This window comes from Streptomyces sp. NPDC048637, assembly GCF_040650675.1.
In the GTDB taxonomy this organism is placed as follows: domain Bacteria; phylum Actinomycetota; class Actinomycetes; order Streptomycetales; family Streptomycetaceae; genus Streptomyces.
Window position 1 is genome coordinate 238,898 of the sequence record NZ_JBEZHQ010000008.1, and the last position, 26,979, is coordinate 265,876.

At 71.1% G+C, this 26,979-nt stretch carries 26 protein-coding genes, 7 tRNA genes and 1 pseudogene; 21 read left to right on the forward strand and 13 right to left on the reverse strand.

The genetic code is table 11. From position 1 onward, the window contains the following. Positions 1-148: 148 nt before the first annotated feature. The gene (locus tag AB0C46_RS14325) at positions 149-1,501 is read right to left on the reverse strand and encodes a protein kinase (protein WP_362828112.1); all 1,353 of its coding nucleotides are present in this window, start codon (positions 1,499-1,501) and stop codon (positions 149-151) included. A gap of 621 nt (positions 1,502-2,122) precedes the next feature. Here AB0C46_RS14325 and AB0C46_RS14330 point away from each other — a divergent pair. From AB0C46_RS14330 to AB0C46_RS14340, 3 genes and pseudogenes are all read left to right on the forward strand, one after another. Next, the gene (locus AB0C46_RS14330; protein ID WP_362828113.1) at positions 2,123-2,332 is read left to right on the forward strand and encodes a hypothetical protein; all 210 of its coding nucleotides are present in this window, start codon (positions 2,123-2,125) and stop codon (positions 2,330-2,332) included. Between the two features lie 244 nt (positions 2,333-2,576). Beyond that, positions 2,577-3,430: pseudogene (locus tag AB0C46_RS14335) on the forward strand (aminoglycoside phosphotransferase family protein). Positions 3,431-3,502: 72 nt separating this feature from the next. After that, positions 3,503-3,772, forward strand: coding sequence for a zf-TFIIB domain-containing protein (locus tag AB0C46_RS14340; RefSeq protein ID WP_362828114.1), 270 nt, complete (start codon positions 3,503-3,505; stop codon positions 3,770-3,772). A gap of 49 nt (positions 3,773-3,821) precedes the next feature. On the opposite strand, the gene AB0C46_RS14345 is transcribed toward AB0C46_RS14340, so the two are convergent. The 5 genes from AB0C46_RS14345 to AB0C46_RS14365 form a co-directional block, all read right to left on the reverse strand. Beyond that, positions 3,822-3,893: transfer RNA gene (locus AB0C46_RS14345), tRNA-Val, on the reverse strand. Between the two features lie 34 nt (positions 3,894-3,927). Next, a tRNA-Val gene (locus tag AB0C46_RS14350) sits at positions 3,928-3,999 on the reverse strand. Positions 4,000-4,029: 30 nt separating this feature from the next. Beyond that, a tRNA-Val gene (locus AB0C46_RS14355) sits at positions 4,030-4,101 on the reverse strand. 1 nt (position 4,102) lies between these two features. Next, positions 4,103-4,176 (reverse strand) — tRNA-Cys (locus AB0C46_RS14360). A 35-nt stretch (positions 4,177-4,211) separates the two neighbouring features. Then, positions 4,212-4,284: transfer RNA gene (locus AB0C46_RS14365), tRNA-Gly, on the reverse strand. A gap of 177 nt (positions 4,285-4,461) precedes the next feature. Here AB0C46_RS14365 and AB0C46_RS14370 point away from each other — a divergent pair. From AB0C46_RS14370 to AB0C46_RS14380, 3 genes are read left to right on the forward strand one after another with little or no spacing between them, the layout of a single operon-like run. Then, entirely contained in the window at positions 4,462-5,529 is a 1,068-nt protein-coding gene (locus AB0C46_RS14370) for a chorismate-binding protein (RefSeq protein WP_362828115.1), read from the forward strand. Beyond that, entirely contained in the window at positions 5,526-6,350 is an 825-nt protein-coding gene (locus tag AB0C46_RS14375) for an aminodeoxychorismate lyase (RefSeq protein WP_362828116.1), read from the forward strand. Before AB0C46_RS14370 ends, AB0C46_RS14375 begins: the two co-directional genes overlap by 4 nt. 35 nt (positions 6,351-6,385) lie before the next feature. Beyond that, positions 6,386-7,216, forward strand: a complete 831-nt coding sequence (locus AB0C46_RS14380) for a GNAT family N-acetyltransferase (protein ID WP_362828117.1) — start codon at positions 6,386-6,388, stop codon at positions 7,214-7,216. A gap of 33 nt (positions 7,217-7,249) precedes the next feature. Here the strand turns inward: AB0C46_RS14380 and AB0C46_RS14385 are convergent, their stop codons facing one another. Beyond that, a complete protein-coding gene (locus AB0C46_RS14385) occupies positions 7,250-7,777 on the reverse strand; it encodes a DsbA family protein (RefSeq protein ID WP_362828118.1) in 528 nt (175 codons plus the stop codon). Positions 7,778-7,972: 195 nt separating this feature from the next. Between AB0C46_RS14385 and AB0C46_RS14390 the strand changes: the two genes are divergently transcribed. After that, a complete protein-coding gene (locus AB0C46_RS14390) occupies positions 7,973-8,434 on the forward strand; it encodes a hypothetical protein (RefSeq protein ID WP_362828119.1) in 462 nt (153 codons plus the stop codon). A gap of 68 nt (positions 8,435-8,502) precedes the next feature. Further along, positions 8,503-8,658 (forward strand): hypothetical protein, encoded by a 156-nt coding sequence (locus AB0C46_RS14395; RefSeq protein WP_362828120.1) that lies wholly within the window; start codon positions 8,503-8,505, stop codon positions 8,656-8,658. Positions 8,659-8,679: 21 nt separating this feature from the next. Here the strand turns inward: AB0C46_RS14395 and AB0C46_RS14400 are convergent, their stop codons facing one another. Further along, positions 8,680-9,246, reverse strand: coding sequence for a CGNR zinc finger domain-containing protein (locus AB0C46_RS14400; protein WP_362828121.1), 567 nt, complete (start codon positions 9,244-9,246; stop codon positions 8,680-8,682). 225 nt (positions 9,247-9,471) lie between these two features. After that, entirely contained in the window at positions 9,472-9,885 is a 414-nt protein-coding gene (locus tag AB0C46_RS14405; RefSeq protein WP_003959770.1) for an SsgA family sporulation/cell division regulator, read from the reverse strand. A 189-nt stretch (positions 9,886-10,074) separates the two neighbouring features. Between AB0C46_RS14405 and AB0C46_RS14410 the strand changes: the two genes are divergently transcribed. The 4 genes from AB0C46_RS14410 to AB0C46_RS14425 all read left to right on the forward strand — a co-directional run bounded on the left by AB0C46_RS14410 (position 10,075) and on the right by AB0C46_RS14425 (position 11,369). Beyond that, a complete protein-coding gene (locus AB0C46_RS14410) occupies positions 10,075-10,506 on the forward strand; it encodes a TIGR02611 family protein (RefSeq protein ID WP_362828122.1) in 432 nt (143 codons plus the stop codon). A 54-nt stretch (positions 10,507-10,560) separates the two neighbouring features. Continuing rightward, a tRNA-Val gene (locus tag AB0C46_RS14415) sits at positions 10,561-10,632 on the forward strand. An 86-nt stretch (positions 10,633-10,718) separates the two neighbouring features. Further along, a complete protein-coding gene (locus tag AB0C46_RS14420; RefSeq protein ID WP_362828123.1) occupies positions 10,719-11,180 on the forward strand; it encodes an SRPBCC family protein in 462 nt (153 codons plus the stop codon). A 117-nt stretch (positions 11,181-11,297) separates the two neighbouring features. Further along, positions 11,298-11,369 (forward strand) — tRNA-Val (locus tag AB0C46_RS14425). Positions 11,370-11,482: 113 nt separating this feature from the next. Here AB0C46_RS14425 and AB0C46_RS14430 read toward each other — a convergent pair. Then, on the reverse strand, positions 11,483-12,208 hold the full coding sequence (locus AB0C46_RS14430) for an exonuclease domain-containing protein (protein WP_362828140.1): 726 nt from the start codon (positions 12,206-12,208) through the stop codon (positions 11,483-11,485). 199 nt (positions 12,209-12,407) lie between these two features. On the opposite strand from AB0C46_RS14430, the gene AB0C46_RS14435 reads away from it, so the two are divergent. From AB0C46_RS14435 to thrS, 3 genes are all read left to right on the forward strand, one after another. Next, complete coding sequence (locus AB0C46_RS14435; RefSeq protein ID WP_362828124.1) at positions 12,408-12,974, forward strand: DUF4365 domain-containing protein; 567 nt, start codon at positions 12,408-12,410, stop codon at positions 12,972-12,974. Further along, positions 12,974-14,152, forward strand: coding sequence for a hypothetical protein (locus AB0C46_RS14440; RefSeq protein ID WP_362828125.1), 1,179 nt, complete (start codon positions 12,974-12,976; stop codon positions 14,150-14,152). The genes AB0C46_RS14435 and AB0C46_RS14440 overlap by 1 nt, the downstream gene beginning before the upstream one ends. A 113-nt stretch (positions 14,153-14,265) precedes the next feature. Beyond that, positions 14,266-16,245, forward strand: a complete 1,980-nt coding sequence (thrS, locus tag AB0C46_RS14445) for a threonine--tRNA ligase (RefSeq protein WP_362828126.1) — start codon at positions 14,266-14,268, stop codon at positions 16,243-16,245. Positions 16,246-16,293: 48 nt separating this feature from the next. Here the strand turns inward: thrS and AB0C46_RS14450 are convergent, their stop codons facing one another. Next, the gene (locus AB0C46_RS14450) at positions 16,294-16,941 is read right to left on the reverse strand and encodes an ion channel (RefSeq protein WP_362828127.1); all 648 of its coding nucleotides are present in this window, start codon (positions 16,939-16,941) and stop codon (positions 16,294-16,296) included. Between the two features lie 61 nt (positions 16,942-17,002). Here AB0C46_RS14450 and AB0C46_RS14455 point away from each other — a divergent pair, with 61 nt between their 5' ends. The 3 genes from AB0C46_RS14455 to AB0C46_RS14465 all read left to right on the forward strand — a co-directional run bounded on the left by AB0C46_RS14455 (position 17,003) and on the right by AB0C46_RS14465 (position 19,668). Continuing rightward, positions 17,003-17,560, forward strand: a complete 558-nt coding sequence (locus tag AB0C46_RS14455; RefSeq protein WP_362828128.1) for an HIT domain-containing protein — start codon at positions 17,003-17,005, stop codon at positions 17,558-17,560. 126 nt (positions 17,561-17,686) lie between these two features. Beyond that, on the forward strand, positions 17,687-18,463 hold the full coding sequence (locus AB0C46_RS14460) for a polysaccharide deacetylase family protein (RefSeq protein WP_362828141.1): 777 nt from the start codon (positions 17,687-17,689) through the stop codon (positions 18,461-18,463). Further along, complete coding sequence (locus AB0C46_RS14465; protein ID WP_362828129.1) at positions 18,463-19,668, forward strand: hypothetical protein; 1,206 nt, start codon at positions 18,463-18,465, stop codon at positions 19,666-19,668. The genes AB0C46_RS14460 and AB0C46_RS14465 overlap by 1 nt, the downstream gene beginning before the upstream one ends. A 15-nt stretch (positions 19,669-19,683) precedes the next feature. On the opposite strand, the gene AB0C46_RS14470 is transcribed toward AB0C46_RS14465, so the two are convergent. Together AB0C46_RS14470 and AB0C46_RS14475 are read right to left on the reverse strand one after the other, a co-directional pair. Continuing rightward, positions 19,684-21,363, reverse strand: a complete 1,680-nt coding sequence (locus AB0C46_RS14470) for a hypothetical protein (RefSeq protein WP_362828130.1) — start codon at positions 21,361-21,363, stop codon at positions 19,684-19,686. Between the two features lie 186 nt (positions 21,364-21,549). Then, complete coding sequence (locus AB0C46_RS14475) at positions 21,550-23,748, reverse strand: elongation factor G-like protein EF-G2 (protein WP_362828131.1); 2,199 nt, start codon at positions 23,746-23,748, stop codon at positions 21,550-21,552. A 274-nt stretch (positions 23,749-24,022) separates the two neighbouring features. Between AB0C46_RS14475 and pgsA the strand changes: the two genes are divergently transcribed. From pgsA to AB0C46_RS14490, 3 genes are read left to right on the forward strand one after another with little or no spacing between them, the layout of a single operon-like run. Continuing rightward, positions 24,023-24,679 carry a phosphatidylinositol phosphate synthase gene (pgsA, locus tag AB0C46_RS14480; RefSeq protein WP_362828132.1) on the forward strand — a complete coding sequence of 219 codons (657 nt, stop codon included), beginning with the start codon at positions 24,023-24,025 and terminating at the stop codon, positions 24,677-24,679. Beyond that, positions 24,676-25,659, forward strand: coding sequence for a phosphatidylinositol mannoside acyltransferase (locus AB0C46_RS14485; protein WP_362828133.1), 984 nt, complete (start codon positions 24,676-24,678; stop codon positions 25,657-25,659). The genes pgsA and AB0C46_RS14485 overlap by 4 nt, the downstream gene beginning before the upstream one ends. Further along, positions 25,656-26,816, forward strand: a complete 1,161-nt coding sequence (locus AB0C46_RS14490) for a glycosyltransferase family 4 protein (RefSeq protein WP_362828134.1) — start codon at positions 25,656-25,658, stop codon at positions 26,814-26,816. Before AB0C46_RS14485 ends, AB0C46_RS14490 begins: the two co-directional genes overlap by 4 nt. Positions 26,817-26,979 lie beyond the last annotated feature (163 nt).

Consider the following 26,979-nt stretch of genomic DNA (forward strand, 5'->3'; position numbering starts at 1 on the left):
ACGAGCGCATCGATCACCACCCGGTGATCCCGCCACCGGCCACCCCGCTTCGGCGTCCGGTCTGCACGCAACGGCTCGATCCGCGCCCACTGCGCATCGGTCAACGGCACACCGGACAACCGCCGGCTGCTCCGAACGAAATTCCCTGCTACGGGTTCTGTTGCCCCACCCCGTGCGGCCCCGCTACCCCCGCGGACGGCACGACCGGCACCGGCCGCTCCGCCCCGAGTCCGCGGGCCGGCCCCTGACACCCCTGAGCGGCCGCGATTCCGAGCGCCACCAGCAGCGTCACCACGACGAACACGATGACGCGCTGGCGCAGCAGCCGGCGGTCGGGACCCGGCCGACGCCCGCCGGATGTCGTGCGCACCGGGGTACGCGAACCGTTTCGCCCCGTGGGCCGCGCGGCCGGGACACGTCGCCCGTTCCGCCCGCCGGTCCGCGGGTTCTTCCCCGCGGCCGACACCGGACCGGCCGGCCGGGCGGCCGCGTCCCGCGGAACCGGGGGACGGGAGGCGTGCGGACGCGGCGAGGAACTGCCCGCCGTCCGCCGCTCGGTGCGCTGGCGCGCATACTCCTCGGCCCGCTGTCCGGTCGGCCGCTCCGAGGGCCGGCGCTCCACGCGCTCCCAACCGGTCCCGGCACCGGACCCGTTCTCCAGCGGCCCGCCCGGCAGGCCGTGCGCCTCACGGGCCGCGATCTCCTTGAGCCGCAGCGACAGCGACAGGGTGCTGGGGCGGTCCGCCGGGTCCTTGGCCAGACACGAGGCGAGCAGCGGCGCCAGTGCGTCCGGCACTCCGGCGAGCTGCGCCTCCTCATGGACCACGCGATAGAGCATGACCTCCGAACTCCCCTGGCCGAAGGGGGAGTCCGCGGTGCAGGTGTACGCGAGGGTGGCGCCCAGCGCGAAGATGTCCGTCGCCGGTGTCACCGCGGCCCCACGCACCTGCTCCGGCGCCAGAAAGCCCGGTGAGCCGACGGCCGTACCGACATGGGTCAGCGTGCTGGCGCCGGTCGCCCAGGCGATACCGAAGTCGATGATCCGCGGGCCCTTGGGCGACAGCAGAATGTTGGACGGCTTCAGATCGCGGTGCACCACGCCCGCGTCATGGACGGCCAGCAGCCCCTCGGAGAGTGCGGCGCCGATGGAGGCGACCTGCGCCGGGGACAGCGGCCCCTCCTCGTTGACCTTGTCGTGCAGCGAGGGCCCCGGGACGTACTGCGTGGCGAACCAGGGGCGGTCCGCGTCCAGATCGGCCGCGACCAGCCGGGCCGTACAGCCGCCGCGGATCCGCCGGGCGGCGGAGACCTCACGGGCGAACCGCGAGCGGAATTCCTGATCCTCCGCCAGGTCCGGCCGGATCACCTTGAGCGCCACCCGCTGCCCGCGCTTGTCCGAGCCGAGGTAGACCACACCCATCCCGCCCGCGCCGAGCCGGCGGTGCAGCCGGAACGTCCCGACGACACGCGGGTCCTCGCGTCGGAGCCGCATCATCGCCATGTCCGTCCCCTACCTGCGGTGGGGAGCCCCCTCCGCTGCCAACCGTCTGACGTGGCACAGCTTACGGATTGACGGCTCGCTGTGCTGAGAGGCCGCGCATGCGTCGGCCGGTGGATTGACCGTGGCACGTGCGAATCTCGAAGCACGGGAGCTCCTCCTCCCGCCGTGCGGACCGACATCCCGCGCGAGATCCCAATGATCTGCCGTAGAAGGGGGATTGGCATGATGTAGCAGGATCGGGGCGGGTTGGTCGCGGATGCGGGGGATACGGCCGAGGCGCGGGACGGGCGGCGGGCCGAGCGCGATGCGGGGGCGGGGCAGCCGTGCCCGGGGGAGCGGCCGGAGTGAGCGAGGTCACCCTCAGGAGTGCCCGGGGCGGTGCGTTCGACGGTCCCCCTTCGAGGATGTCCCCAGGTCCTGGACGTGTCTCTGGACGTGTCTCTCCACCCAGAGGAGTACACGGGGCACGGTTCCGTCATCCTCCTGGAGGCCGACCAATCGATACGACGGCATGACGCCTCCCGCCGGCCGCGTACCTAGGGTTGTCTTCAAGCGGCGGGCGGAGCACTCGTCCCCCGAGGTCAGACGCCCGCCGCCCCAGGAATCGACGGGAGCGGGACGATGGTGGAGACCTCCGGGCGGACGGCCCTTCGGGCGCAGGGGCGACGAGTCGCCGCGGCGCTCGGCGGCCAGCAGTCCTCCGGTACCCGCCACCCCCTCGTCGCGGTGGCCATGGTGCTGCCGCTGGCGACCGTCCTCGCCGTGGTCTTCGGCGGCTGGGAAGCAGTGTGGACACAGGCGTCGTCCGTGGTCGGAATGCTGGGGCGCTGAGCGGCGCCCCAGGCCCGGGAGAGCGGCCCGGGACGGGGGACCTCCGGCTGAAACCCCGTGGGGACGGGGGGTGCGGCGGACGGCACGACGGCCGGGCATCTGGGGAGATGCCCGGCCTTCGAGCGTTCCGGACCACCGCCCCGGTCCGATCCGCCCGCACCGCGCGTACGATCCCGGACCGGGCCGCCCATGGCCCGCACCACCACCCACGGCGCATCCGGCCCGCGCGGGACTCGGGGGAACGATGACCACCTCACTGCTCGCCCGCCTGACCGCCCTGTCCGCGACGGCGTCCCGGGAGGGCGCACCCGCCCCGCCCGCCGAGGTGCTCGCCGACCGTCCCGACGGCACGGTCGTCCGCAGCGGCCGTACGGTCGCCAAGGCGCACGCCCCCGACGCCGGCCTCCGCGAGCTCGCCGCCCGGCTGCGGATCGCCGCCCACCCCCTCCTGCACGGCATCCTGCTGCCCCCGCTCCCCGTCACCGCCCCCGACGGCTATCTCACCGTCACCGAGGAGGGCCGTGCGCTCACCCGGTGGCCCTACGGCAGCCCGGTCCCGCCCGACGACCCCGACGCCGCCCCCTGGGCCGCCCGGCTGCTGGCCCGTCTGCACTCCGTCGACCCGCGTCAACTTCCCGGCCCCGTCCCGCCGATGCGCGGCCCGGCCAAGGCCGCCCGCGCCCTGGCCCGTCTGCGTACCGCACCGGCCCCCGCCGGCGGCCCGCCGTCCGGTGCCCGCGCACCCCGGACCGCCGCCAGGGCGCTGCCCGCGGCCGCCGCTGCCGTCGAGCGGGCCCGGGCCCTGCTGCCGCCGTGGGCCCGGGACGAAGCCCCACCGCCACGTGCCGGATCTGGACCCGCTTCCTGGCCGCCTACCGCGCGGCCGGCGGCCCCGCCGTGGGTCCGGACGGTGATCCCTGGCCGGACCTGGAGATTCCGGCCCGCGCGCTCACCGTGCAGACCGCCGCGCTCGCCATAGCCAAGGCCGCCACCGCCGCCCGCCCCCTGGACGAGGTCGAGACCGCGGTCGTCGATGCCTGTGCCCGGATGACGTATCCGCCGCAGCAGTTGGCGTCCGCCGGTCCGGACGTAGGCTGAACGCCCCGCTGCCGGGAGGCCGTTCCGGCGGTGCCGCCGTGAGCAGTTGTGGATGACGGGAGTTGAGCGACGATGCAATGCCCCAAGTGCCAGGCCCCGATGCATACGTACCACCGCAATGGTGTCCAGATCGAGCAGTGCGCCGGCTGCCGGGGGATATTCCTGGACTACGGGGAACTGGAGGCGCTGGCCCGTCTTGAGTCACAGCAGGCCCCGCCGCCGCCCGCCCCGCAGGCCTACCCGGCAGCACCCGCCTGGGGTGCCCCGCATCAGGGCCACCACGGCCACCATGGGTACCACGGCCATCACCGCAGCTTCGGCCATATGCTCTTCTCCTCCTGATACACGACCGAGGGCCGGAGCGAAATGCTCCGGCCCTCGGGATCAGGTGTGGACGATACTGGGATTGAACCAGTGACCTCTTCCGTGTCAGGGAAGCGCTCTCCCGCTGAGCTAATCGTCCTCGGGACCACGGATCTCGAAGATCCGCACCTGCGTGCGCGATACTGGGATTGAACCAGTGACCTCTTCCGTGTCAGGGAAGCGCTCTCCCGCTGAGCTAATCGCGCGGGACGGACACCCCGTTTCCGGGGATCCAGTGGACGATACTGGGATTGAACCAGTGACCTCTTCCGTGTCAGGGAAGCGCTCTCCCGCTGAGCTAATCGTCCTTGGAGGTGGAGACGGGATTTGAACCCGTGTAGACGGCTTTGCAGGCCGTTGCCTCGCCTCTCGGCCACTCCACCAGGAGTGAGGGGGTTCGGGAAGATCCCCCACATCGAGCGGACGACGAGACTCGAACTCGCGACATCCACCTTGGCAAGGTGGTGCTCTACCAACTGAGCTACGTCCGCAGGTGTCTCTCCCAGACTACGTCCGGGAGCTACTTGGCCTCCGGGGCGCTTTCGCGTCCCGGCGACGTGTTGAACTCTAGCGGATTCCGGGGCCAGTACAAAAACGCGTTTGTGCAGCGTGCTGCGGTGCTCGGTCGGCGCAGGCGGGGTGCGGGCCGTCGCCATAGACTCGCTGACGTGCACGACTTCGCTCCGATGGCACGCTTCGGCGGCCTGATAGCCACTGACCTGCGGGATGTGACCAGCGATCCCGCGGCTCTGGACTCCACGGGCTGGTGGGCGGTCGCCGCCGACTTCGAGGGCACGGTGGTCTGTGCCCGCTTCGGCGACGTCCGGCCGGCCACCGCGGCGGACCGGCCCGCCGCCGATGCCTGGCGGGGCCCCGCGCCCGAGGACTGGATCAGCTCGCTGGACCGGGACGCCTATACCGGAGGTGTCCGGCGCGTCCGTGAACACATCGCGGCCGGCGACGTCTATCAAGTGAATCTCTGCCGGGTGCTGACTGCGCCGCTGCCCGACCCCGGCCGCGCCGATGTCGACGCGCTGTCGGCGGTGCTCGACCGCGGCAATCCGGCGCCGCACGCGGGCACGATCCGGCTGCCGGGCCACGGCGTCGAGATCGCCAGTGCCTCCCCGGAGCTGTATCTGCGGCGCGACGACCGCACCGTCACCTCCGGCCCGATCAAGGGCACCGGCCGGACCGCGGCGGACCTCTCGGCGAAGGACCGGGCGGAGAACGTGATGATCGTGGACCTGGTCCGCAACGATCTCGGCCGGGTCTGCGCCACCGGAACTGTCACCGTCCCGGCACTGTGCGCCGTCGAAGAGCACCCCGGCCTGGTCCACCTCGTCTCCACGGTGCGCGGTGAGCTGGACGGGGCGAACGAGAAGACCGCCTGGGCGGATCTGCTGGGAGCCACCTTCCCGCCCGGGTCGGTCACCGGTGCTCCCAAGTCCAGCGCGCTGCGGATCATCGACGAGCTGGAGACCGCACCCCGCGGCCCGTACTGCGGAGGCATCGGCTGGGTCGACGCCGACCGCCGCACCGGCGAGCTCGCGGTGGGCATACGGACGTTCTGGATCGACCGCACCCCGCCCGCCGGTCCGGTGCTGCGCTTCGGCGCCGGCGCGGGCATCATCTGGGACTCCGATCCGGAGCGGGAGTGGGCCGAGACCGAGTTGAAGGCGCGCAGGCTGCTGGCGGTAGCGTCGGGCCTGCATGAGGCGAGTGGAGGAAAGCGATGAAGATCTGGCTCGACGGGGGACTGCAGGACGCCGAGAGCGCCCGGGTCTCGGTCTTCGACCACGGGCTGACGGTCGGCGACGGAGTCTTCGAGACCATCAAGGCCGAGCACGGCCGCGCCTTCGCCCTCACCCGCCATCTGGAGCGCCTGGCCACCTCCGCCCGCGGGCTCGGCCTGCCCGATCCCGATCTCGACGAGGTACGGCGCGGCTGTGAGGCCGTGATGGCGGCCAACCCGATGGCCCTGGGCCGGCTGCGCCTCACCTACACCGGCGGTGTCTCCCCGCTCGGCTCGGACCGCGGCGATGCCGGTCCCACCCTGGTCATCGCGCTCTCCGAGACCCGGCGCCGCCCGGACACCACCGCCGCCGTCACCGTCCCGTGGACCCGTAACGAACGCGGCGCGCTCACCGGCCTGAAGACCACGTCGTACGGTGAGAACGTCGTCGCCCTGGCCCGCGCGCGGGAACGGGGCGCCTCCGAGGCGCTGTTCGCCAACACCGTCGGCGCGCTCTGCGAAGGCACCGGTTCCAATGTCTTCGTCGTTCTGGACGGCGAACTGCACACCCCGCCGCTGCACTCCGGCTGCCTGGCGGGCATCACCCGCGCTCTGACCGTCGACTGGGCCGGCGCCAAGGAGACCGATCTGCCGCTGGACGCCCTGGAGCGGGCCGAGGAGATCTTCCTGACCTCCACCCTGCGCGACGTCCAGGCCGTGACCCGGATCGACGGCCGCCAACTCGCCGACGCCCCGGGCCCGGTGACCGCGGAGGCCATGCGGATCTTCGACGAGCGGGCGGCCGCCGACTTCGATCCGCGGTGATGACGCGCCCGCACACGGGCGAGTAGAAAGTCCTCGTGACCACAACGCTGCGCCCCGCGGGACCGGAAGAACGCCACGACGACGGGCGCCGGGCCCGTCCGTACGACGTCTGTGTCAACAGCCGCCGGGTCGGCGGGATCCGGCTGACGACGGATGCCCGGTTCGGCCCGACGGCCGGCCGGATCGCGGAGCTGACCATCGACGAGCCGGACCGGCACCGGGGCCGCGCCACCGTCGCCGCGCTCGCCGCCGAGGAAGTGCTGCGCGGCTGGGGCTGCCGGCAGATCGAGCTGACCGTCCCCGCCGACGCCGAGGCCGCCGGGCGGCTCGCGGCGGCCCTGGGCTACACCGAGCGCAGCCGCATGCTGAGCAAGCCCCTCACCGCACCGTCCCCGCTGCCCGAGGGCAGCAGCGACCGCGCGCTGAGCGAGGCGGAGTACCCGGCCTGGCGGGACGCCGCGCTCGCCGAGCATGTCCGTACGCAGGTCGGCCAGGGAATGTCCCGGACACGCGCCGAGGAGGCCGCGGCGGCCGGCCATCGCGCCCTGCTCCCGGAGGGTGCGGAGACGCCCGACCAGGTGCTGCGCGTCCTGTCCCACGGCGGCGCGGACGTCGGCAGCATCTGGGTCGCCCTGCGGATGCCGGACCAGCCCGGCGGCTATGTCGTCGATGTGCGGGTCGCGCCCGGCCACCGCGGGCAGGGTCACGGCCGGACCCTGATGCGGATCGCCGAGCGGGAGAGCCGCACGGCCGGCCGCACCAGCCTCGGCCTCAACGTCTACGCGGGCAACGCCCCGGCGCTCGGCCTCTACGCCTCGCTGGGCTACCGGCCCACCGGGTATCTGCTGTGGAAGCCGCTCCTGTGAGCGGGTCCGCGAAACGCCGGTGAGGTCCCGGGCTCAGCCCTGTTCGGCCAGCAGCCGGTCGGCGATCTCCTCGATACGGGCGCGCAGCCCTTCCTGGCTCTTGCTGCCGTCCAGCCGCTCGCCGCCGATCACATACGTCGGGGTCCCGGTCACCCCGATGGCCTTGCCCTCGGCCTGGTCCGCGTCGACGATCAGCAGATGCCGCCCGTCGATCAGCGCGGTGTCCAGCTCCTCGGCGTCCAGCCCCAGCTCGCCGGCGACCTCCACCAGCAGCTTGGTCCCGCGCTTGCCGAGCTCCTCGGTCCGCGCCAGCACCGCCTCGATGTAGGGCCGGCCCCGGCCCTGCTCGATGGCCTCCTCGGCGGCCTGCGCGGCGGCATAGGCGTGCGGGTGCTTCGGCAGGGGGAAGTGGCGCAGCCGGATGTCCAGCCGGTCGCCGTAACGCTCCCGCAGCGCCCGCAGGTCCTCCAGAGCGGTATGGCAGTCCGGGCACTGCAGTTCGCACCACACGTCCAGAACGGGGCGGACGGGACGGGCGGGGGAGGCGGTGGCGTCGTTCATGGGAACCAGTCTTCCAGCCCTCCCCTTGCCGGCGCCGCGTGGTACCCCGCCCGGTGCCCGAACCGGGACCTGCGGAGGAGCACAACCCCGAGATGTCCCTGAGCCCGTGCCGGAACGTGGCCCATGCGGGCCGGGACAAGGCAGGATGGAAGGGAGCAGACTGCCTGCTCACCCATCCATCGGCAGGAGGACCGGATGCTGACCTCGACCGTCTGTGCCGCGGTGTCGGCAGCGGGCCTGGGCATCGCCGCGATCACGGCATACCGCAAGCGGTTCCTGGCCGCGACCCGCATCGCCGCCTATTCCCTCATCCCCATCGGCCTGGTGATGACGGGCGTCATCGACTGGGTCACCAGCATCGTCTTCAAGCCCACGGTCTGGGCCGGCTTCGGCGTGCTCGCCCTCTCGGTCGTGCTGTTCATGACCACCAGGGCGGTGGAGCGCCGCCGCGGCGGGGTCGGCAGCCGTAAGGAGCGCAAGGCCGCGGCGGCCGGCCGGCCCGACGCGGTGGCCCCGGCCGCCTCCGTCCCCTCCCTCGGCGCGGGCCGGGCCGCGCCGCAGCCGGCGGCCAAGGAGAAGTCGGCTCAGGGCAAGGGCGGTGCACCCAAGGATGACTTCTCGGACATCGAAGCGATCCTGAAAAAGCACGGGATCTGATGAACTACCGCTGCTGAGGCGCCTATCGGGCGTACTCAGACGATCATCTGCGTCATGATGCGCGCGAGATGAACGATGAGTGCGCCCTCGCCCAAGACGACGCCCCGTCCCCCGAACCACGCGGTTGTCTGTTCGCGCTGTCCCAGCCGCCGCTGATGCTCTTCCTCGCCGTCATCGGCCTGCTGCTCCTTCTCGGCGCGATGCACGACCTCTTCCTCCTGTGAGGCCGGCAGCCGCGCCGCCGCTCAGCCCGCGGCCTCGCGCCGCCGTGCCCGGTAGGCCGCGACATGCAGCCGGTTTCCGCAGGTACGGCTGTCGCAGTAGCGCCGCGAGCGGTTGCGGGAGAGATCGACGAAGGCGTGCCGGCAGTCCGGTGCCTCGCAGTGCCGCAGCCGCTCGCGTTCCCCGGCGACGACGAGGAAGGCCAGTGCCATCCCGCCGTCCGCGGCCAGATGATGGGCGACCGACGCGCCCGGCGCGAAGTAGTGGACATGCCAGTCGTACCCGTCGTGGTCGGTCAGCTGCGGAGTGGTGCCCGCCGAGGCGACCAGCGAGTTCAGCTGTTCGGCCGCGGTGCGGTCGTCGTCGGCCGCGAAGACCCGCGCGAACCGCGCGCGGACGGACCGTACGGCGGCCAGATCGCCCGCACCCAGGGCACCCACGTCGCTGACGTCGTTGCGCTGGACGAATTCCCCGAGGGCCGCGAGATCGGTCAGGCTGTCCGGTGCTCCGGGCGCTTCGCCCTCCGGGGCGGTGTTCAGCAGATCGACGACCGCGTCCAGCGCGCACCGGGTGTCATGGGTGATGATCACGGTTCCGCTCCCTGGCAGGGTGGGGCCGGACGGGTACCGCCCCCGGGGGTTGCCGAATGGTCGCCGACTCTAGCGCTTCGAACAAGCTTCAGCGCCGACTCCGCGGTGGGTCCGCGGCGACGACGCCGAAGTGTGCCGTGTGAACTTGTCGGTCCTGCGCCGCCTCCCCGAGTCGGACGGGCGCAAGTGTGAGCGGGTGGGTGCTTTCGGTAACCGGTCTGCGTCTCAGCTCTCCGCGAGGATGTGGGAGAGCTCGGTGTCGAGATCGAAATGCCGGTGCTCCGTACCGGGCGGTACGGCGGCATCGGTCCTTTTGAGGAACGACTCGAGAGCCCGCGCGGGCGCCTCGAGCAGGGCTTCGCCTTCCGGTGAGCTCAGGGCGATGCAGACAACGCCCTGTCCGTGGCTCCGGGACGGCCATACGCGGACGTCTCCGGTGCCCGTGGGCCGGTGCAGGCCCTCGGCGAGGAGGTCGCGGGCGAAAACCCACTCGACGGTCTCCTCGGCTCCGGTATGGAAGGTGGCATGCACGGCATAGGGATCGGCCGTGTCATACCGCAGGCCCGCGGGTACAGGCAGTGAGGACTCGCTCGACACAACGAGGCGCAGGTGCAGCTCGCAGCTGACCGTGGTGTTCATAAGCGCCAGGGCCTTTCGCTCAGTGTGCGCTCGGGGATTCGCACGTCGGCGAAATCGACATGCCACCTACGGTGCCGTTGTAAACCCCTCTGACGGTTTTGTGTGGCTTCAGGTACCTCTTCCGGCGGATTGCGAGATCGTCCTCGGCGGTAATTCCGGCGGACCGTCCCGTCGGGTAAGTTGGTGAGTATGAATACGCAGAGTAACGGGGGGCTGGGGACGGTGGAGGAGGATGCCGCTCCGGCCGAGAAGCCGCTCGGTTCGAGGGCGCCGCACTTCATCAAGCGGTCCCGGCCGCTGCACGTGAGCTGGCAGGTCGGAGTCTTCATCGTCGGCCTCGCGGTCGTGGTGGCCGGCGTGATCATGCTGCCGCTGCCGGGGCCGGGCTGGCTGGTGATCTTCGGCGGTATGGCGATCTGGGCGACGGAGTTCGTCTGGGCGCAGCTGGTGCTGCGCTGGACCAAGCGCAAGGTCACCGAAGCGGCCCAGAAGGCGCTCGACCCCAAGGTGCGGCGGCGCAACATCATCCTGACCACCATCGGCCTGGTGATCATCGCGGCGGCGCTCGCGGTCTACCTCTGGAAGTTCGGCGTCGTCATGCCGTGGAACGTCTCCGAGTGACCGAGGCGTGGTCAGAAGTGCCCGCCGACGTGCGGTAATGTTGGCGGTGCGCCCGGGCGATTAGCTCAGTGGGAGAGCGCTTCGTTCACACCGAAGAGGTCACTGGTTCGAACCCAGTATCGCCCACCCCGGACGAGGGCCCGGAGACATCAAGTCTCCGGGCCCTCGCAGTTGTTGGACGGGCGCCTCGCCAGGGGGCGCACACTGGGATCATGCCCGACTGGTCACGCCGACTGCACCGCTACCGCTTCCGCAGCGTATGGCTGCTCAACGCCTCGCCGACCGTCGTCTACGCCGTCCTCGAACGCGCCGAGGCCTATCCGCAGTGGTGGCCGCAGGTCCGCGAGGTGACCCCGCTCGACGAGCGCAGCGGCACCGCCCGGTTCCGGTCCCTGCTGCCGTACGACCTCGTGGTGGTGGCGGCCGAGCGCGTACGGGACCCGGGTGCGGGGGTGCTGGAGATGACGATGCGCGGGGACCTGGCGGGCTGGGCGCGCTGGACGGTGGTGCCCGGCGCCGGCGGCACCCGTGCCGTCTTCGAGCAGGACGTCGAGGTCTGCAAGCCGCTGCTGCGGCGGTTCGCGCTGCTGGGGCGGCCGCTGTTCCTCGCCAATCATGCGCTGATGATGCGGGCCGGGCGGCGCGGTCTCGCCGCCTGGCTGGCCCGCGGATGAGGTGCGCCGGCCACCCCGGCGCGGCGGCCCGGGACCGCCGCGGAACAGGAATTTGATGGAAGCCCCGGGCGGCCTGTATTGTTCTGCTCGTTCGCGGGGGAAACCTCGCCGACACCCGGGCGATTAGCTCAGTGGGAGAGCGCTTCGTTCACACCGAAGAGGTCACTGGTTCGAACCCAGTATCGCCCACCGGGATCAAGAACCGGGCCGCCAAAAGGCGGCCCGGTTCTTTTTGTTGGAAGAGCGCTGCGCGGGAATTCCGCCCGGCCCCTTTGCCGCCGTACGGAATTGCTGAGGGGGGATCAGGCCGCCGCCGGGAGTTCGGGACGCAGCGGCCAGTGCGGATCGACGGCCTCGGGATTGCCGCTGCGGGCGAACCACGCCTGCAGTCCGCGGGCCTGGGCCGCGTACCAGATGGCCTGGCGGGTGTGCAGCTCCGCCGGGTGCAGCCCCTCCAGACGGTCGGCGAAACGGTGCCCCAGGGCCCGGACGACATGCAGCGCGGCGAGCGCGTCGGCCGCCGCCTCATGGGCGTCGGACAGCTCGACCTCGTAGTGCGCGCACAGAGCGGTGAGCGTGCGGCGGCCCTTGCGATAGCGGTCCAGGTGCTTGTCGAGGACATGGGGGTCCAGGACGCGCAGCGGGTGGCCTCCTAGATAGGCGTTCAGCGAGCTGGCGCGGTGCCGCTTCAACTCGCGCTCCAGAAGGGTGAGATCGAACGGGGCGTTCATCACGACCAGCGGCCGGCCGGCCACTGACTGGGCGGCCAGGGCACGCGCAACCTCCTCCAGCACCGGCGCCGGCCAGCGGCCGTGCAGCGCGAGATGGTCGGCCGTCAGACCGTGCACCGCCGTCGCGGCGTCAGGTATCTCGACGCCCGGGTTGATCAGCCAGCGGGTGATCCGGGGCGCGGAGCGCGGTGTCTCCTGGACCACCAGGGCCGCGGAGACGATGCGATCGCGCTCGACGTCGATCCCGGTGGTCTCGGTGTCGAAGGCGGCAAGTGGACCGTCATACCAGCACGGCATCATCCCAACTCCTCGCGCTCGTACGGGGGATGACATGCACGTCACCCGAGCTGGTGATACCCGAGCCACCCAGTGCTCGAACCGTCTTTGTTTGCCTACCACTTGACGCGGAGACAACCAGAGGGACGGGCGGACGCGATCCGCCTTCTCCCCGTCATCCATCCGCATCGATCGGCACAGCCCGGAAGGCAACTCCGCGATGACGCTCGCGCAGCCCGAACCGGGCGGGCTGCTGCCTCAGCGGACCACACCGCAGCGCGGCGGACTCGCCACCACTGCCTGCATGGAGACCCTCCAGGTCGGCTACCTCCATGCGGTCGCCGCCGCCTCCGGATGCTCGCTGGCGCAGCCCTTCCCGGACAACGGAATCGACTGGCACGTCAGCCATGGCGCGCCCGGCCACACCGTCGACGACGAGGTCACCATCAAGGTGCAGCTCAAGTGCACCTACCAGACCGCCCCGCGCCCGCCGGGGCCGACGTTCGCCTTCACGCTCGACAACGACCACTTGGTGAAGCTGGCCCGTACGCCCGTGACGGTTCACAAGATCCTCGTCGTGATGCTGGTCCCGCGGACCCAGGAGGACTGGCTGCGGGCCTCCGACGACCGTCTCGAACTGCGGCACTGCTGCTACTGGATCAATCTGGCCGGCCATCCGGTGACCGGCCGGCGCGGGACCACTGTGCGGATCCCCACCGCGCGGATCTTCGACGACCGAGCGCTCTGCGAGATCATGACGCGGGTCGGGGCGGGAGGGAGACCCTGATGTACCGGCCGACCGACGAATACGACGCACGGCTGCTGGATCCCGCGCAGCTCGACCCGGCGGTGCTCAGCGCGCTGCTGGCCCGGCACGGCTGGCGGCGCAGGGGCGGGGCCGCGGGCCACTACGCCCGGTGGACACCGCCCGGCGGGGCGGGCGGCACCAGCCTGCTGATACCGCACGACCGCCGCTTCCCCGACAGTGGGGAGCTGCTCGCGGAGGCGCTGGCGGCGCTGGCGCAGAGCGCCGTGCCCTCCGCACGCGAGGTGCTGGTGGGGCTGGCGGTACCCAGCGACGAGGTGCGCTGGGAACGCGCGGTCCCCGACGGCGGCTCGGGTGCCACGCACTGGGTGGCGCAGGAGCAGCTGCGCGGGGCGGCCCGCTCGATGCTGCTCGCCGGGGCACTGGGGACGTACAGCCGGGCCGGCTACTACGGCGCCCGGCACAAACGGCAGGCCGAGGGCTTCATGAGCCAGGTGCTGGTCGGTCCGGCGGCGGCCGGGCGCCGGCTGACCGCGTTCGTGCCGGTGCGCGGCGGCCGGCGGGCGGTCGCCGGGCTGCAGCAGGCGCTGCACGCGGCCCGCGACGCCACCGACTACCAGCGGGCCACCGGCGGGATGGAGGCCTTCGACGCCGCCGTCGAGCTGGGGGTCTGCCATGAGCTGGTCCAGGCGCTGATGGCGCTGGTGCGGGATGCGGAGGGGGCGCGGATCGCGGTCGAGTGGTCGCCGGCGGCCGGCGCCCCGGCCGGCTGCCCGGCCCGCCCCGAGCCGGTGGAGTTCTCGCCCGGCGATCTGCCCGCGCTCCAGCAGGCCGCCCAGCGCTATGTCCGCGACGAGCCGTCGCTGCCGGTCCGGGTGACCGGTGCGGTGGTACGGCTGCGCAGGGAGCGGCCGGGCGGCCCCGGCACGGTGCGGCTGCGGGTGATCACCGGAGCCGATGTGCTGCAGGTACGGGTCGCGCTGGGGGAGGAGGACTACCGGATCGCCGGGCACGCGCACCTGGTGGGACTGCCGATCCGGGTGAGCGGGCGGCTGGAGAGCCGCGGCGGGTTCCGCCGGATCACCGGCGGCCGCGATGTCACCCCCGTACAGGTCGACGAGGCGGAGCGGGACCGGCTGCTGAAGTCGCTCCAGGAGAATCTCGACTTCTTCGAGGAGGCGTGCGGCGCGGAGGAATGACGCCCTGCGAGCCGGGGGTGGTGAAACCGTTTCGCGGTCGGGTCCGGTGGCTCGGTACGATTCGGCTGCGCAGCAATCGCTGACGCGCAAGAGACATGAGTCAGGAGAGACCGGTGTCAGACGTCCGTGTGACCGTCCAACGCGATTCCGAGCGGGAAGAACGCGTGGTGACCACGGGCACTACGGCTGCCGACCTCTTCCAGGGTGAGCGCAGTGTCGTCGCGGCGCGGGTGGCCGGGGAGCTGAAGGACCTGGCGTACGAGGTCGCCGACGGTGACGCGGTCGAGCCCGTCGAGATCACCTCCGAGGACGGTCTGAACATTCTGCGGCACTCCACCGCGCATGTGATGGCGCAGGCCGTGCAGGAGCTGTTCCCGGAGGCGAAGCTCGGCATCGGCCCGCCCATCAAGGACGGCTTCTACTACGACTTCGACGTCGAGACCCCCTTCCACCCTGACGATCTCAAGCGCATCGAGAAGAAGATGCAGGAGATCCAGAAGCGGGGCCAGAAGTTCGCGCGCCGTGCGGTCGCCGACGACGCCGCCCGGGAGGAGCTGGCCGACGAGCCGTACAAGCTGGAGCTGATCGGGCTCAAGGGCTCCGCCGCGGACGCCGCCGAGGGTGCCTCCGCCGAGGTCGGCGCCGGTGAGCTCACCATCTACGACAACCTCGACGCCAAGACCGGCGAGCTGTGCTGGAAGGACCTGTGCCGCGGTCCGCACCTGCCCAGCACCCGTGCCATCCCGGCGTTCAAGCTGATGCGCTCGGCCGCCGCGTACTGGCGCGGCAGCGAGAAGAACAAGCAGCTGCAGCGGATCTACGGCACCGCCTGGCCGACCAAGGACGAGCTCAAGGCGCATCTGGAGTTCCTCGCCGAGGCCGAGAAGCGCGACCACCGCAAGCTCGGTGCCGAGCTCGACCTGTTCTCCTTCCCGGAGGAGCTCGGCCCCGGCCTCGCCGTCTTCCACCCCAAGGGCGGTGTCGTCCGCAAGGTGATGGAGGACTACTCCCGCCAGCGGCACGAGGTCTCCGGCTACGAGTTCGTGAACACCCCGCACCTCTCGAAGGAGCGCCTCTTCGAGATCTCCGGGCATCTGCCGCACTACGGCGAGTCGATGTTCCCGGCCATCGAGTTCGACGAGCAGAACTACCGCCTCAAGGCGATGAACTGCCCGATGCACAACCTGATCTTCAAGTCGCGCGGCCGCTCCTACCGTGAACTGCCGCTGCGCCTCTTCGAGTTCGGGACGGTGTACCGCTACGAGAAGTCGGGCGTCGTGCACGGCCTGACCCGCTCGCGAGGCTTCACCCAGGACGACTCGCACATCTACTGCACCAAGGAGCAGATGCCGGAGGAGCTCGACACGCTCCTCACCTTCGTGCTCGACCTGCTGCGCGACTACGGCCTGACCGAGTTCGAGCTGGAGCTGTCGACCCGCGACGAGTCCGACAAGTTCATCGGCTCGGACGAGGACTGGGAGGAGGCCACCGAGGCGCTGCGCCAGGCCGCCGAGAAGCAGGGCCTGCCGCTGGTCCCGGACCCGGGCGGCGCCGCGTACTACGGCCCGAAGATCTCGGTGCAGGCGAAGGACGCGATCGGGCGGTCCTGGCAGATGTCGACTCTGCAGGTCGACTTCAACCAGCCCAAGCGGTTCGGCCTGGAGTACACCGCGGCGGACGGCTCCAAGCAGCAGCCGGTGATGCTGCACCGCGCGCTGTTCGGCTCGATCGAGCGTTTCTTCGGTGTGCTGCTGGAGCACTACGCCGGCGCGTTCCCGGCCTGGCTGGCGCCGGTCCAGGCGACCTGCATCCCGATCGGCGACGCGCATGTCCCCTACCTCCAGGAGTTCGCCGCCCAGGCGAAGGCCAAGGGGCTGCGGATCGAGGTGGACTCCTCGTCGGACCGGATGCAGAAGAAGATCAGGAACGCCCAGAAGAGCAAGGTGCCGTTCATGATCATCGCCGGTGACGAGGATGTCGCCAACGGCGCGGTGTCCTTCCGCTACCGCGACGGGTCGCAGAAGAACGGCATTCCGCGCGAGGAGGCGATTTCCGAGCTCCTCGATGTCGTGGAGCGCCGCGTCCAGGTGTGATGGCCTGAGACCACGGCCCCGGAGAGCGAGCGGCTCTCCGGGGCCGCGTCATCTCTCGCCCTCCTGCCGGAAGCGGCGCATCAGGTAGGAGGAGAAGGAGCCCACCACCGCTCCCACCAGGGCCACCCCGACGAACATCAGCCCCACGGCGATCACCCGGCCGCGCGCGGTGACGGGGGTGGCGTCGCCGTACCCCGTCGTCGTCAGGGTCGAACAGGCCCACCACACCGCGTCACCGAAGGTGTGGATGTTCGCGTCCGGGGCGGACCGCTCGTCGTGGTAGACCGCCAGGCTGGCGGCGAAGCCCAGCAGCAGCGCGGCGAGCCCGGAGTACAGCATCACCCGCGCCTCCAGGACGAGGCCGGGCCGGGCCCTGCGCAGCTGCATCCGCTCATGCATATCGATCATGCGCAGCGGTCGCAGCAGCGGCAGCACGGTCACGATCAGGTCCAGCCAGCGGGTGCGCACGAAGTGCCACCGGTCGTGGCTGAAGACCAGTCGTGCCAGGTACTCCGCCACGAAGACCGCCCAGCTCACGATCGTGACGGTCTCCCAGAGGATGTACCAGCCGGAGGAGAGGCCGGGGATGAGGACCCGGACCGTGTAGGAGGTGAGAAAGAGGATCGAGGCGATGAAGAGATACGGCTGGGCGCGCCTCTCCCACTCCTGCAGCCGTACGTCCCTGTCCACCGGCACAGCATCGCGGAGCGGGGCAGGGTATGCGCCCCAACGACACGGTGCCAACGGGCGAAGCCATATGCTGGCCCGTATGACAAGCGAGCCGGAGCAGCAGATCGGAGTCGGGACGCAGGACGCCTTCCAGCGCCTGTGGACGCCCCACCGGATGGCCTACATCCAGGGGGAGAACAAGCCGACCGGCCCGGGGGCCGACGACGGCTGTCCGTTCTGCACGATCCCTGAGAAGTCGGACGAGGACGGCCTCGTGATCGCGCGCGGTGAGCATGTCTACGCGGTGCTGAATCTGTATCCGTACAACGGCGGTCACCTCATGATCGTCCCGTTCCGGCATGTCGCCGACTACACGGAGCTGGACGGCCCGGAGACCGCGGAGCTGGCCGAGTTCACCAAGCGGGCGATGACCGCGCTGCGCACCGCCTCCGGGGCGCACGGCTTCAACATCGGGATGAACCAGGGCACCGTCGCCGGGGCCGGGATCGCGGCCCATCTCCACCAGCATGTCGTCCCGCGCTGGGGCGGCGACACCAACTTCATGCCGGTGGTCGGCCACACCAAGGTGCTGCCCCAACTCCTCGCCGACACACGGGCGATGCTCGCGCGCGCCTGGCCCGTGTAGGGCCCGTCCGGCCTTCTCCGGGGCAGGTGTCCGAGGCGACACGAACCCGGGCGAATCGGATAGATCGCGCTAATTCGGATTAGTTGCCCCTCTAATGGGGTGGTGACTTCCCTAGATCGCCGCTCCGTGCTGCGTGTGGCTGCCTCGGCCGCGGCCGCCGGTGCGCTGGTGACGGGCTGCGACCCGCACCGGGACGAGGACCCCGACGCCGTCCGGTCCGCCGGCGGACCGAGCTCCTCGGGCGCGGGCCACGCCCCGCCCGCCCCGGTGCGCGCCGCCCGGCCGCCGACCCGGGTGCCCGGACTGCCCGTACAGATCGAACACGGGCCACGGAACGGCCGGGCGGTCGCGCTGACCTTCCACGGCCGGGGCGACCCCAAGATGGCGACTGCCCTGCTGGGCGAGGCCGAGCGGGCCGGCGCCAAGGTCACTGTGCTGGCGATCGGCGACTGGCTCGACGAGCAGCCCGCGATGGCCCGCCGGATCCTCGACGGCGGCCATGAGCTGGGCAATCACACGCTGCACCACCGCAACATCTGCGCCCTGCCGGCCGCCGAGGCGTACGCCGAGATCAGCGGCTGCGCCGCCCGGCTGCGCAAGCTCACCGGAACCATCGGCAGCTGGTTCCGCCCCTCGCAGACCCGGCGGGCCACGCCCCTGGTGACCGAGCTGGCCCGCCGGGCCGGCTATCCGCATGTCCTGTCCTACGACGTGGACTCCCTCGACGCGAACGACCCCGGTGCTGCCGCCGTTCAGCGCACGGTCCTGGACTCGGTCGAGCCGGGCTCGGTCGTGAGCCTCCACCTCGGGCATGCCGGCACGGTCGCCGCGCTGCCCCCGATCCTCGACGGCCTCCGCCGGCGCGGTCTGCGCGCGGTGACGACAACGGAGCTAGTGACCTGATGGCTGACCGGAACCGTACCCACGACCGTCGGAGCCTGCGCGCGCGCCACCGGGCCGCGCTGCTCGCCGTGGCCTGTGCGCTGGTGGCCGCGGGCTGTGGCAGCGACGACGAGAACGAACGGGCCGCGCACGGCCCGCGGCCGGTCGAGCGCGCGCCGGTCAAGGCCGCCAAGCCGGGCCTGCCCGGGATGCCGCCGCTGCTGGACGAGCACGACCTCTATGCGGCCGACCGGCCGGGCAGGCTGGCGCCGCAGGTCAAGGACTTCCCTTCGCGGATCTATGTCCCCAACACCGGATCCGACACGGTCAGCGTCATCGACCCGAAGACCTACAAGGTCATCGAGACCATTCCGGTGGGCGTACAGCCACAGCACGTCGTGCCGTCCTGGGACCTGAAGACGCTCTGGGTCAACAACAACCGCGGGCACGACCTCACCCCGATCGACCCCGCCACCGGTAAGGCCGGCGACCCCGTCAAGGTCCACGACCCGTACAACCTCTACTTCACGCCCAACGGGAAGTACGCGGTCGTGATGGCCTCGATGGACCGGCAGCTGGTCTTCCGCGACCCGCACACCATGGAGGTCCGCAAGACGCTCCCGGTCAACTGTGCCGGCGTCAACCACGCCGACTTCTCGCCGGACGGGAGGTACTTCATCGTCTCCTGTGAGTTCTCCGGTGAGCTGCTCAAGGTCGACACGGAGAAGATGAAGGTCATCGGCCAGGAGAAACTGCCGTTCGAGGGGGCGATGCCGCAGGACGTGAAGATCTCCCCGGACGGCAAGACCTGGTACATCGCCGACATGATGGCCGACGGCATCTGGGTCCTCAACGGCGACACCTTCAACCGGCCCCGGCTCATGCCGACCGGCAAGGGCGCCCACGGCCTCTACGTCAGCCGCGACTCGAAGCACATGTACGTCTCCAACCGCGGCGAGGGCTCCATCTCCCTGCTCGACTTCAGGACCGGCAAGCTCGTCGACAAATGGCATATCCGCGGCGGCGGCAGCCCTGACATGGGCGGTCTGTCCACCGACGGCAAGGTGCTGTGGCTGTCCGGCCGCTACAACTCCGAGGTCTACGCGCTGGACACCCGCACCGGTAAGACCCTCGCCAAGATCCCGGTCGGCCAGGGCCCGCACGGTCTGGCGGTCTACCCGCAGCCGGGACGGTACTCCCTGGGGCACACCGGCATCTTCCGCTAGCCGGGTGCCCCGGGGCTACGCGTTGTACTCGTCCGCCTTCTGTGGCTCCACGCCCTGGATCATTCCGCTGAGCACCAGGGAGCGGTTGGTGAAGCGCTCGGTGTCCACGCCGTTCTCCTTGAGGACGCTCATCGCGGCGGAGTGGACTGTGCGCAGCACCGGGGTCGCGGCGCGCAGCGCGTCATCGGCCATGAAGCGGTGGCGCCAGGGCTTGTCGGCCCAGACGTGCCGCAGGCCGAACGGCTCGGGCAGGGTCAGCTTGCCGCCGAGGAAGTCCAGGACCGGCGGGAACCAGGTCAGCGGGGCGCGGGCGGCGAGCCGGACCACCTCCTGCGGCTCGATGAGCGGGAGGTGCTGGGTCTTGGTCTCCCAGAACTTCACGACCTTGGCGACGTCCTTGGTCTTGGGCTCCGGCTTCGTCGTGAAGAGGCCGTTGACCGGGCCGAGGGCATGGCCGGTCACCTCGATGCGCAGGGTCTCGTGGAGCACGGTGACGGTGATCATGAGAGTGATCACCAACTGGCCGTCCCACAGGACGAACTGGACGCCGAGGTAGTGGCGGTTGCCGCTGCCGAACTGCTGCTCGTTGCAGATCCGCTCTATCTCGTGCCCGCGGATCTGGTACGCCTCCACATGGGTGCCCTCGGGGCGGCTGACGGCGGCGGCCTTCTCACCGACCGGCGAGACGATCCAGTGGCGTACGGACGGTGTGGGGAATCCGCCGGTGTGCAGCGGGCTGCGCTCCAGCAGCCGCAGCTTGTCGTGGATCGCCCGGATCACGTCCCAGCTGCGGAACGGGTGGATCTCACTGCCGTCCTGTACCGGGATGAGCTCCTCGGCGAGCTGCCAGCTGCCCCAGCGCGTCCCCATGCCGAGTATCCCCTTGGGGCCGGCGTAGAAGATGACATTGCTGTTCTGCTCCGCGGAGATTTTGGCGAGATTCTGGCGGAGGGTTTCGGCGGCGATCTGGTTCGGGTCCTGGGGGACCGCCTCGGGGATCTTCGCGGCCACGCCGCCGCCCTCCAGCAGCCCCTTCCAGGACTCCCGCATGGCCACCGCGGTCTTCTCGCAGATCTGCTTCGCCAGCCACCAGCCGATCACCGGGGCGACGACCATGCCGCGCGCGTACAGCGGCCAGAAGCCGTTGAACGGCAGCTTGATCATGAAGAACACGACGAGGACGCCCAGCACCGTCAGCAGGACCCCGCCGATCAGGGAGAGGCCCTTGCCCGCGCCGTCCTTGGAGAGCATCTTCCGCAGCTGGAAGACGCCCAGCCACAGCAGCACACCGGGCAGGAACAGCACCCCGAACAGCACCATCAGCAGCGTCAGTTTGGCGTCCCGCTGCTTGCGGATGCGGGTGGCGGAAAGGCAGTGCTCGACGATGGTCTGCGGCTCGGTCCCGAAGGACTGGATGAGCGCGGCGCGCCCACCGCCGAGCATCCGCACCTGCACCGCGCGCGAGAACGCCTCGCCGAGATTGGGCGCGAACAGCGACAGCTTGGGCTTCTTGATGGCGGACTTGCCGGATTCCGAGTCGGCCTTGGAGATATCGGCGAGCGGGCTGTCCCGATAGGCGGCCGAGGCCAGTGCCTGGGTCGCCGCCGTCTGCCCGGCGCTCCCCGACAGCGGGACCTGCGCCCCGGGACTGAAGTCAAAGCCGTCTGCCACTACCGCCCCCCACACCGCACGCATCCAATGATGCGGCTCTTCCCGACTTCCGCTGACGGCACACCTGCTGAGAGCCTGTCTTCGAGCCCGTGACCTCGCATCCTGGCGTCGAACCCCCGGTTCAACGACAGGTCCTCAGCGTACAGCCGCCGTCCGGCCCAGAGGAGTTGAGCTGGACAGCGGCCGCTCCAACGGTTGATCGGCCGTCAACTATGCGCCGTTCTCCGCTTCTTCCCGCCACTTGTCGGCGAGCTGCGTCGGCATCGGCTCATGTCGCAGGTGGACGCGGGAGAACCGCCCGGTGCCGTGCGAGAGGGAGCGCAGATCGACGGCGTACCGGTCGATCTCGATCTCGGGCACCTCGGCGCGCACCACGGTGCGTCCCGCCCCTGACTGTTCGGTGCCCACGACCCGGCCGCGGCGCCCCGACAGATCGCTCATCACCTGGCCGACAAAATCGTCCGGAACCATCACGCTCACCTCGGACACCGGTTCGAGCAGGTCGATCCGGATCTCGCCGGCGGCCTCGCGCAGCGCCAGCGCGCCCGCCGTCTGGAACGCGGCGTCCGAGGAGTCGACGGAGTGCGCCTTGCCGTCGAGCAGCGTGACCCGGATGTCGACGAGCGGATGCCCGGCGGCGACCCCGCGTGCGGCCTGGGCGCGGACGCCCTTCTCCACGGACGGGATGAACTGCCGGGGCACCGCGCCGCCCACGACCTTGTCCACGAACTCGATACCGGAGCCGCCGGGCAGCGGTTCGACCTCGATCTCGCAGATCGCGAACTGGCCGTGGCCGCCGGACTGTTTCACATGGCGCCCGCGGCCCGCTGCGGGGGCGCCGAAGGTCTCCCGCAGCGACACCTTGTGCGCGACGGTGTCCACCTGGACGCCGTAGCGGGTCCGCAGCCGCTCCAGGGCCACATCGACATGCGCCTCGCCCAGGCACCACAGGACCACCTGATGGGTGTCCTGGTTGTGCTCCAGACGCATCGTCGGATCCTCGGCGACCAGGCGGGACAGGCCCTGCGAGAGCTTGTCCTCGTCGGCCTTGCTGTGTGCCTGGATGGCGACCGGCAGCAGCGGGTCCGGCATCGTCCAGGGCTCCATCAGCAGCGGGCCGTCCTTGGCGGAGAGCGTGTCGCCGGTCTCGGCGCGGGACAGCTTCGCCACACAGGCCAGATCGCCGGCGATGGCCTTGGACAGCGGGCGCTGCTGTTTGCCGAACGGGGTGGACAGCGCGCCGACCCGCTCGTCGACGTCATGGTCCTCATGACCCCGGTCCTGCAGCCCGTGGCCCGAGACATGCACCGTCTCGTCCGGGCGCAGGGTGCCCGAGAAGAGGCGGACGAGCGAGATGCGGCCGACGTACGGGTCGGAGGAGGTCTTGACCACCTCGGCCGCGAGCGGACCGTCGGGGTCGCAGCTCAGCGCCGGGCGCGGGGTGCCGTCCGGCGTGGTGACGGCCGGCGCCTCGCGCTCCACGGGCGTCGGGAAGCCACCGGTGATCAGCTCCAGCAGCTCCACGGTGCCCAGCCCCTGCTTGGCGCCCTCGGCGGCCGGGGCCGCGGCCAGTACGGGGTGGAAGGTACCCCGGGCGACCGCCGTTTCCAGGTCCCCGACGAGGGTCTTGATGTCGATCTCCTCACCGCCGAGGTAGCGGTCCATCAGGGACTCGTCCTCGCTCTCGGCGATGATGCCCTCGATGAGGCGGTTGCGGGCCGCTTCGATCAGCGGCAGCTCGTCCGCCGTCGGTGCGCGTTCGGTGCGCTCGCCGGAGGAGTAGTCGTACACCCGCTGCGAGAGCAGGCCGATCAGGCCGTGCACGGGGGAGTGGCCGTCGGCGCCCGGCGTTCCGTACAGCGGGAGGTAGAGGGGGAGGACGGCGTCCGGGTCCTCGCCGCCGAGAGAGGTGCGGCAGCGTTCGGTCATCTCGTCGAAGTCGGCGCGGGACGCTTCCAGGTGTGTGATGACCAGTGCGCGCGGCATCCCGACGGCCGCGCACTCGTCCCAGACCATACGGGTTGCGCCGGCCACGCCGTCGGCCGCCGAGACAACGAAAAGGGCCGCGTCCGCCGCGCGCAGACCGGCCCTGAGTTCCCCGACGAAATCGGCGTATCCGGGAGTGTCCAAGATATTGATCTTGACTCCGCCCCAGTCCACCGGGACCAGGGAGAGCTGTACGGAGCGTTGCTGGCGGTGCTCGATCTCGTCGTGGTCGGAGAGGCAGCCGCCGTCCTCGACCCGGCCCGCCCGGTTGACCGCGCCGGATGCCAGCGCGAGGGCCTCGACCAGAGTGGTTTTTCCCGAGCCGCTGTGGCCGACCAGCACCACATTGCGCAGGGCCGTGGGCCGGTCGGCCGTTGATGCCCTGCCGGCGGCTCCCGGGTGTGTACTCGACTTCTCGCTCATGTGTCTCGCCTCCAGGTCGACACTTTGCGGTGATTCGAGCTTTCCACCGAGGCCATGATGCGTCCATACATGGCGCACGGGGCCGGTGCTCCCAAGGGGTCCGGGGCACCCCCGCGGGGCCCGCGGGCGCACCCGCCGGCGCGCGCCGGCGGCCCCGAGCCGCGGGACGCACCCCGCGCCGCGATGCGTTCGTGGTGGCCCGTGACCTCCTGGCTACGATGGGCCCGCCGGTGGCCGCTAGACCGCACGGCCCATATCGACTCCCGGGAAGGCCATGCTGAACAAGTACGCGCGTGCGTTCTTCACGCGTGTTCTCACGCCGTTCGCCGCCCTGCTCATCCGGATCGGCGTCAGCCCGGACGCGGTCACTCTGGTCGGCACCGGAGGCGTGGTGGCCGGCGCCCTGATCTTCTACCCGCTGGGCGAGTTCTTCTGGGGCACGGTCGTCATCACGCTGTTCGTCTTCTCCGACCTCGTCGACGGCAACATGGCGCGGCAGCTGGGCCGCTCCAGCCGCTGGGGCGCCTTCCTCGACTCCACCCTCGACCGGGTCGCCGACTCGGCGATCTTCGGCGGACTTGCCCTCTGGTACGCGGGGCGGGGCGACAGTCTGATGCTCTGCGGAATGGCAATCTTCTGCCTCGCCAGCGGCCAGGTGGTCTCGTACACCAAGGCGCGCGGGGAGGCCATCGGGCTGCCGGTGGACGTCAACGGCCTGGTGGAGCGCGCCGAGCGGCTGGTCGTCACGCTGGTGGCCTGCGGTGTGTCGGGGCTGCACACCTTCGGGGTGCCCGGCGTCGAAATCCTGCTGCCGATCGCTCTGTGGATCGTCGGCATCGGCAGTGCCGTCACCCTCGGCCAGCGCGTGGTGACGGTCCGACGGGAGTCGGCCGAGGCCGACGCCATCGCACAAGGGGGGAACAGCGCATGAGCCCGCGCAGGACCGGCCGGCCGTGGATCGACGCGGAGAAACTGGCGGACGCGCTCTACGCCCTGGGCTGGAGCACCGTCAAGAAGCTGCCCGAGGGCGCTGCCGTACGGCTCGGCCGGCAGATCGCCGACACCACCTGGAAGCGCCGCGGCAAGGGCGTCCTCCGCCTGGAGGCGAACCTCGCCCGGGTCGTCCCCGACGCCACGCCGCAGCGGCTCGCCGAGCTCTCCCGGGCCGGGATGCGCTCGTACATGCGCTACTGGATGGAGTCCTTCCGGCTGCCGACCTGGAGCAAGGACCGGATAAGGACCGGCTTCGTCGTCGAGGACGTACACCGCTTGGAGGAGGGGCTCAAGAGCGGCCGCGGCGTGATCCTCGCGCTGCCGCACATGGGCAACTACGACCTCGCCGGTGCCTGGGTCACCACCGAACTCGGTGTCCCCTTCACCACTGTCGCCCAGCGCCTCAAGCCGGAGTCCCTCTACGACCGCTTCGTCGCCTACCGCGAGGGCCTGGGCATGGAGGTGCTGCCACACACCGGCGGCGCCGCCTTCGGCACGCTCGCCCGGCGGCTGCGGGCCGGCGGGCTGGTCGCCCTGGTGGCGGACCGTGATCTGTCCGCGTCCGGGATAGAGGTCAAGTTCTTCGGGGAGGCCACGAAGATGCCGGCCGGCCCCGCCGTGCTCGCCGCACAGACCGGCGCCATGCTGCTGCCCGTCACCCTCTGGTACGACGACACCCCCGTCATGCGTGGCCGGGTCCACCCGGAGATCGAGGTCCCCGAGACCGGCACCCGCGCCGAGAAGGCCGCCCAGATGACCCAGGCGCTCGCCGACGCCTTCGCCTCCGGCATCGCCGACCACCCCGAGGACTGGCACATGCTGCAGCGGCTCTGGCTCGCCGACCTGGAACCCCGCGAGCAGTCCGGCGACCCGGGCGGCTCCGCGGCCTCCGGAACCTCCGGAACGGAGTCCGTGTGAAGATCGGCATCGTCTGCCCCTACGCCTGGGACGTCCCCGGTGGCGTGCAGTTCCACATCCGGGACCTGGCCGACCACCTGATCCGCCTCGGCCACGAGGTCTCCGTCCTCGCCCCCTCGGACGACGAGACCCCCCTTCCGCCGTACGTCGTCTCCGCCGGCCGCGCTGTGCCCGTCCCGTACAACGGCTCGGTTGCCCGCCTCAACTTCGGCTTCCTCTCCGCCGCCCGGGTACGCCGCTGGCTGCAGCACGGCGCCTTCGACGTCATCCACATCCACGAGCCGGCCTCGCCCTCGCTCGGCCTGCTCTCCTGCTGGGCGGCCCAGGGCCCGATCGTGGCGACCTTCCACACCTCCAACCCGCGCTCGCGGGCGATGATCGCCGCGTATCCGATCCTGCAGCCCGCGCTGGAGAAGATCAGCGCACGGATCGCGGTGAGCGAGTACGCCCGCCGCACCCTCGTCGAACACCTCGGCGGCGATGCAGTGGTCATCCCCAACGGCGTGGACGTCGACTTCTTCGGCTCCGCCGAGCCCAAGGCCGAGTGGCAGGGGCGGACGATCGGCTTCATCGGCCGGATCGACGAGCCGCGCAAGGGCCTGCCGGTCCTGATGAAGGCGCTGCCCGCGATCCTCGCCGAGGTACCGGACGCCCGGCTGCTGGTCGCCGGCCGCGGCGACGAGGAGGAGGCCGTCGCGGCGCTGCCCGCCGACCTGCGCTCCCGGGTCGAATTCCTCGGCATGGTCAGCGACGAGGACAAGGCCCGGCTGCTGCGCAGCGTCGACCTCTATGTCGCGCCCAACACGGGCGGCGAATCCTTCGGCATCATCCTCGTGGAGGCGATGTCGGCCGGGGCACCCGTACTGGCCAGCGACCTCGACGCCTTCGCGCAGGTCCTGGACCAGGGCGAGGCCGGCGAACTCTTCCTCAACGAGGACGCGGACGCCCTGGCCACCGCCGCCGTACGCCTCCTCGGCGACCCCGCCCGCCTGGCGGAGCTGCGCGACCGCGGCACCCGCCACGTACGCCGCTTCGACTGGTCCACGGTCGGCGCCGACATCCTCGCCGTCTACGAGACGGTCACCACCGGCGCGACTTCCGTGGCCACGGACGAGCGGATGGGCCTGCGGGCCCGGCGGTGGCTGGCCAAGGATTGATGTCTCCTTCCCACGTTTTTGTCTTTCCCGCCGTTGTGGTTTCTCGCCGTTTCGCCTGCGGCGGGCGGGGTCCGCTGCGCGGGGCTGTGGGTGCGGTGACGGGCCTCCGGGGCCTGGTGTGTGGACTGCTTCGCTTTACGTCCACACACCAGGCCCCTCCGGC

What these genes read in the sequence shown, in the direction of transcription:
- AB0C46_RS14325 (WP_362828112.1), bottom strand. Translation starts at nt 1,501, where the DNA reads ATGGCGATGATGCGGCTCCGACGCGAGGACCCGCGTGTCGTCGGGACG.
- AB0C46_RS14330 (WP_362828113.1), top strand. Translation starts at nt 2,123, where the DNA reads ATGGTGGAGACCTCCGGGCGGACGGCCCTTCGGGCGCAGGGGCGACGA.
- AB0C46_RS14340 (WP_362828114.1), top strand. Translation starts at nt 3,503, where the DNA reads ATGCAATGCCCCAAGTGCCAGGCCCCGATGCATACGTACCACCGCAAT.
- AB0C46_RS14375 (WP_362828116.1), top strand. Translation starts at nt 5,526, where the DNA reads ATGAAGATCTGGCTCGACGGGGGACTGCAGGACGCCGAGAGCGCCCGG.
- AB0C46_RS14385 (WP_362828118.1), bottom strand. Translation starts at nt 7,777, where the DNA reads ATGAACGACGCCACCGCCTCCCCCGCCCGTCCCGTCCGCCCCGTTCTG.
- AB0C46_RS14390 (WP_362828119.1), top strand. Translation starts at nt 7,973, where the DNA reads ATGCTGACCTCGACCGTCTGTGCCGCGGTGTCGGCAGCGGGCCTGGGC.
- AB0C46_RS14395 (WP_362828120.1), top strand. Translation starts at nt 8,503, where the DNA reads ATGAACGATGAGTGCGCCCTCGCCCAAGACGACGCCCCGTCCCCCGAA.
- AB0C46_RS14405 (WP_003959770.1), bottom strand. Translation starts at nt 9,885, where the DNA reads ATGAACACCACGGTCAGCTGCGAGCTGCACCTGCGCCTCGTTGTGTCG.
- AB0C46_RS14410 (WP_362828122.1), top strand. Translation starts at nt 10,075, where the DNA reads ATGAATACGCAGAGTAACGGGGGGCTGGGGACGGTGGAGGAGGATGCC.
- AB0C46_RS14420 (WP_362828123.1), top strand. Translation starts at nt 10,719, where the DNA reads ATGCCCGACTGGTCACGCCGACTGCACCGCTACCGCTTCCGCAGCGTA.
- AB0C46_RS14430 (WP_362828140.1), bottom strand. Translation starts at nt 12,208, where the DNA reads ATGCCGTGCTGGTATGACGGTCCACTTGCCGCCTTCGACACCGAGACC.
- AB0C46_RS14435 (WP_362828124.1), top strand. Translation starts at nt 12,408, where the DNA reads ATGACGCTCGCGCAGCCCGAACCGGGCGGGCTGCTGCCTCAGCGGACC.
- AB0C46_RS14440 (WP_362828125.1), top strand. Translation starts at nt 12,974, where the DNA reads ATGTACCGGCCGACCGACGAATACGACGCACGGCTGCTGGATCCCGCG.
- AB0C46_RS14455 (WP_362828128.1), top strand. Translation starts at nt 17,003, where the DNA reads ATGCTGGCCCGTATGACAAGCGAGCCGGAGCAGCAGATCGGAGTCGGG.
- AB0C46_RS14465 (WP_362828129.1), top strand. Translation starts at nt 18,463, where the DNA reads ATGGCTGACCGGAACCGTACCCACGACCGTCGGAGCCTGCGCGCGCGC.
- AB0C46_RS14470 (WP_362828130.1), bottom strand. Translation starts at nt 21,363, where the DNA reads ATGCGTGCGGTGTGGGGGGCGGTAGTGGCAGACGGCTTTGACTTCAGT.
- AB0C46_RS14475 (WP_362828131.1), bottom strand. Translation starts at nt 23,748, where the DNA reads ATGAGCGAGAAGTCGAGTACACACCCGGGAGCCGCCGGCAGGGCATCA.
- pgsA (WP_362828132.1), top strand. Translation starts at nt 24,023, where the DNA reads ATGCTGAACAAGTACGCGCGTGCGTTCTTCACGCGTGTTCTCACGCCG.
- AB0C46_RS14485 (WP_362828133.1), top strand. Translation starts at nt 24,676, where the DNA reads ATGAGCCCGCGCAGGACCGGCCGGCCGTGGATCGACGCGGAGAAACTG.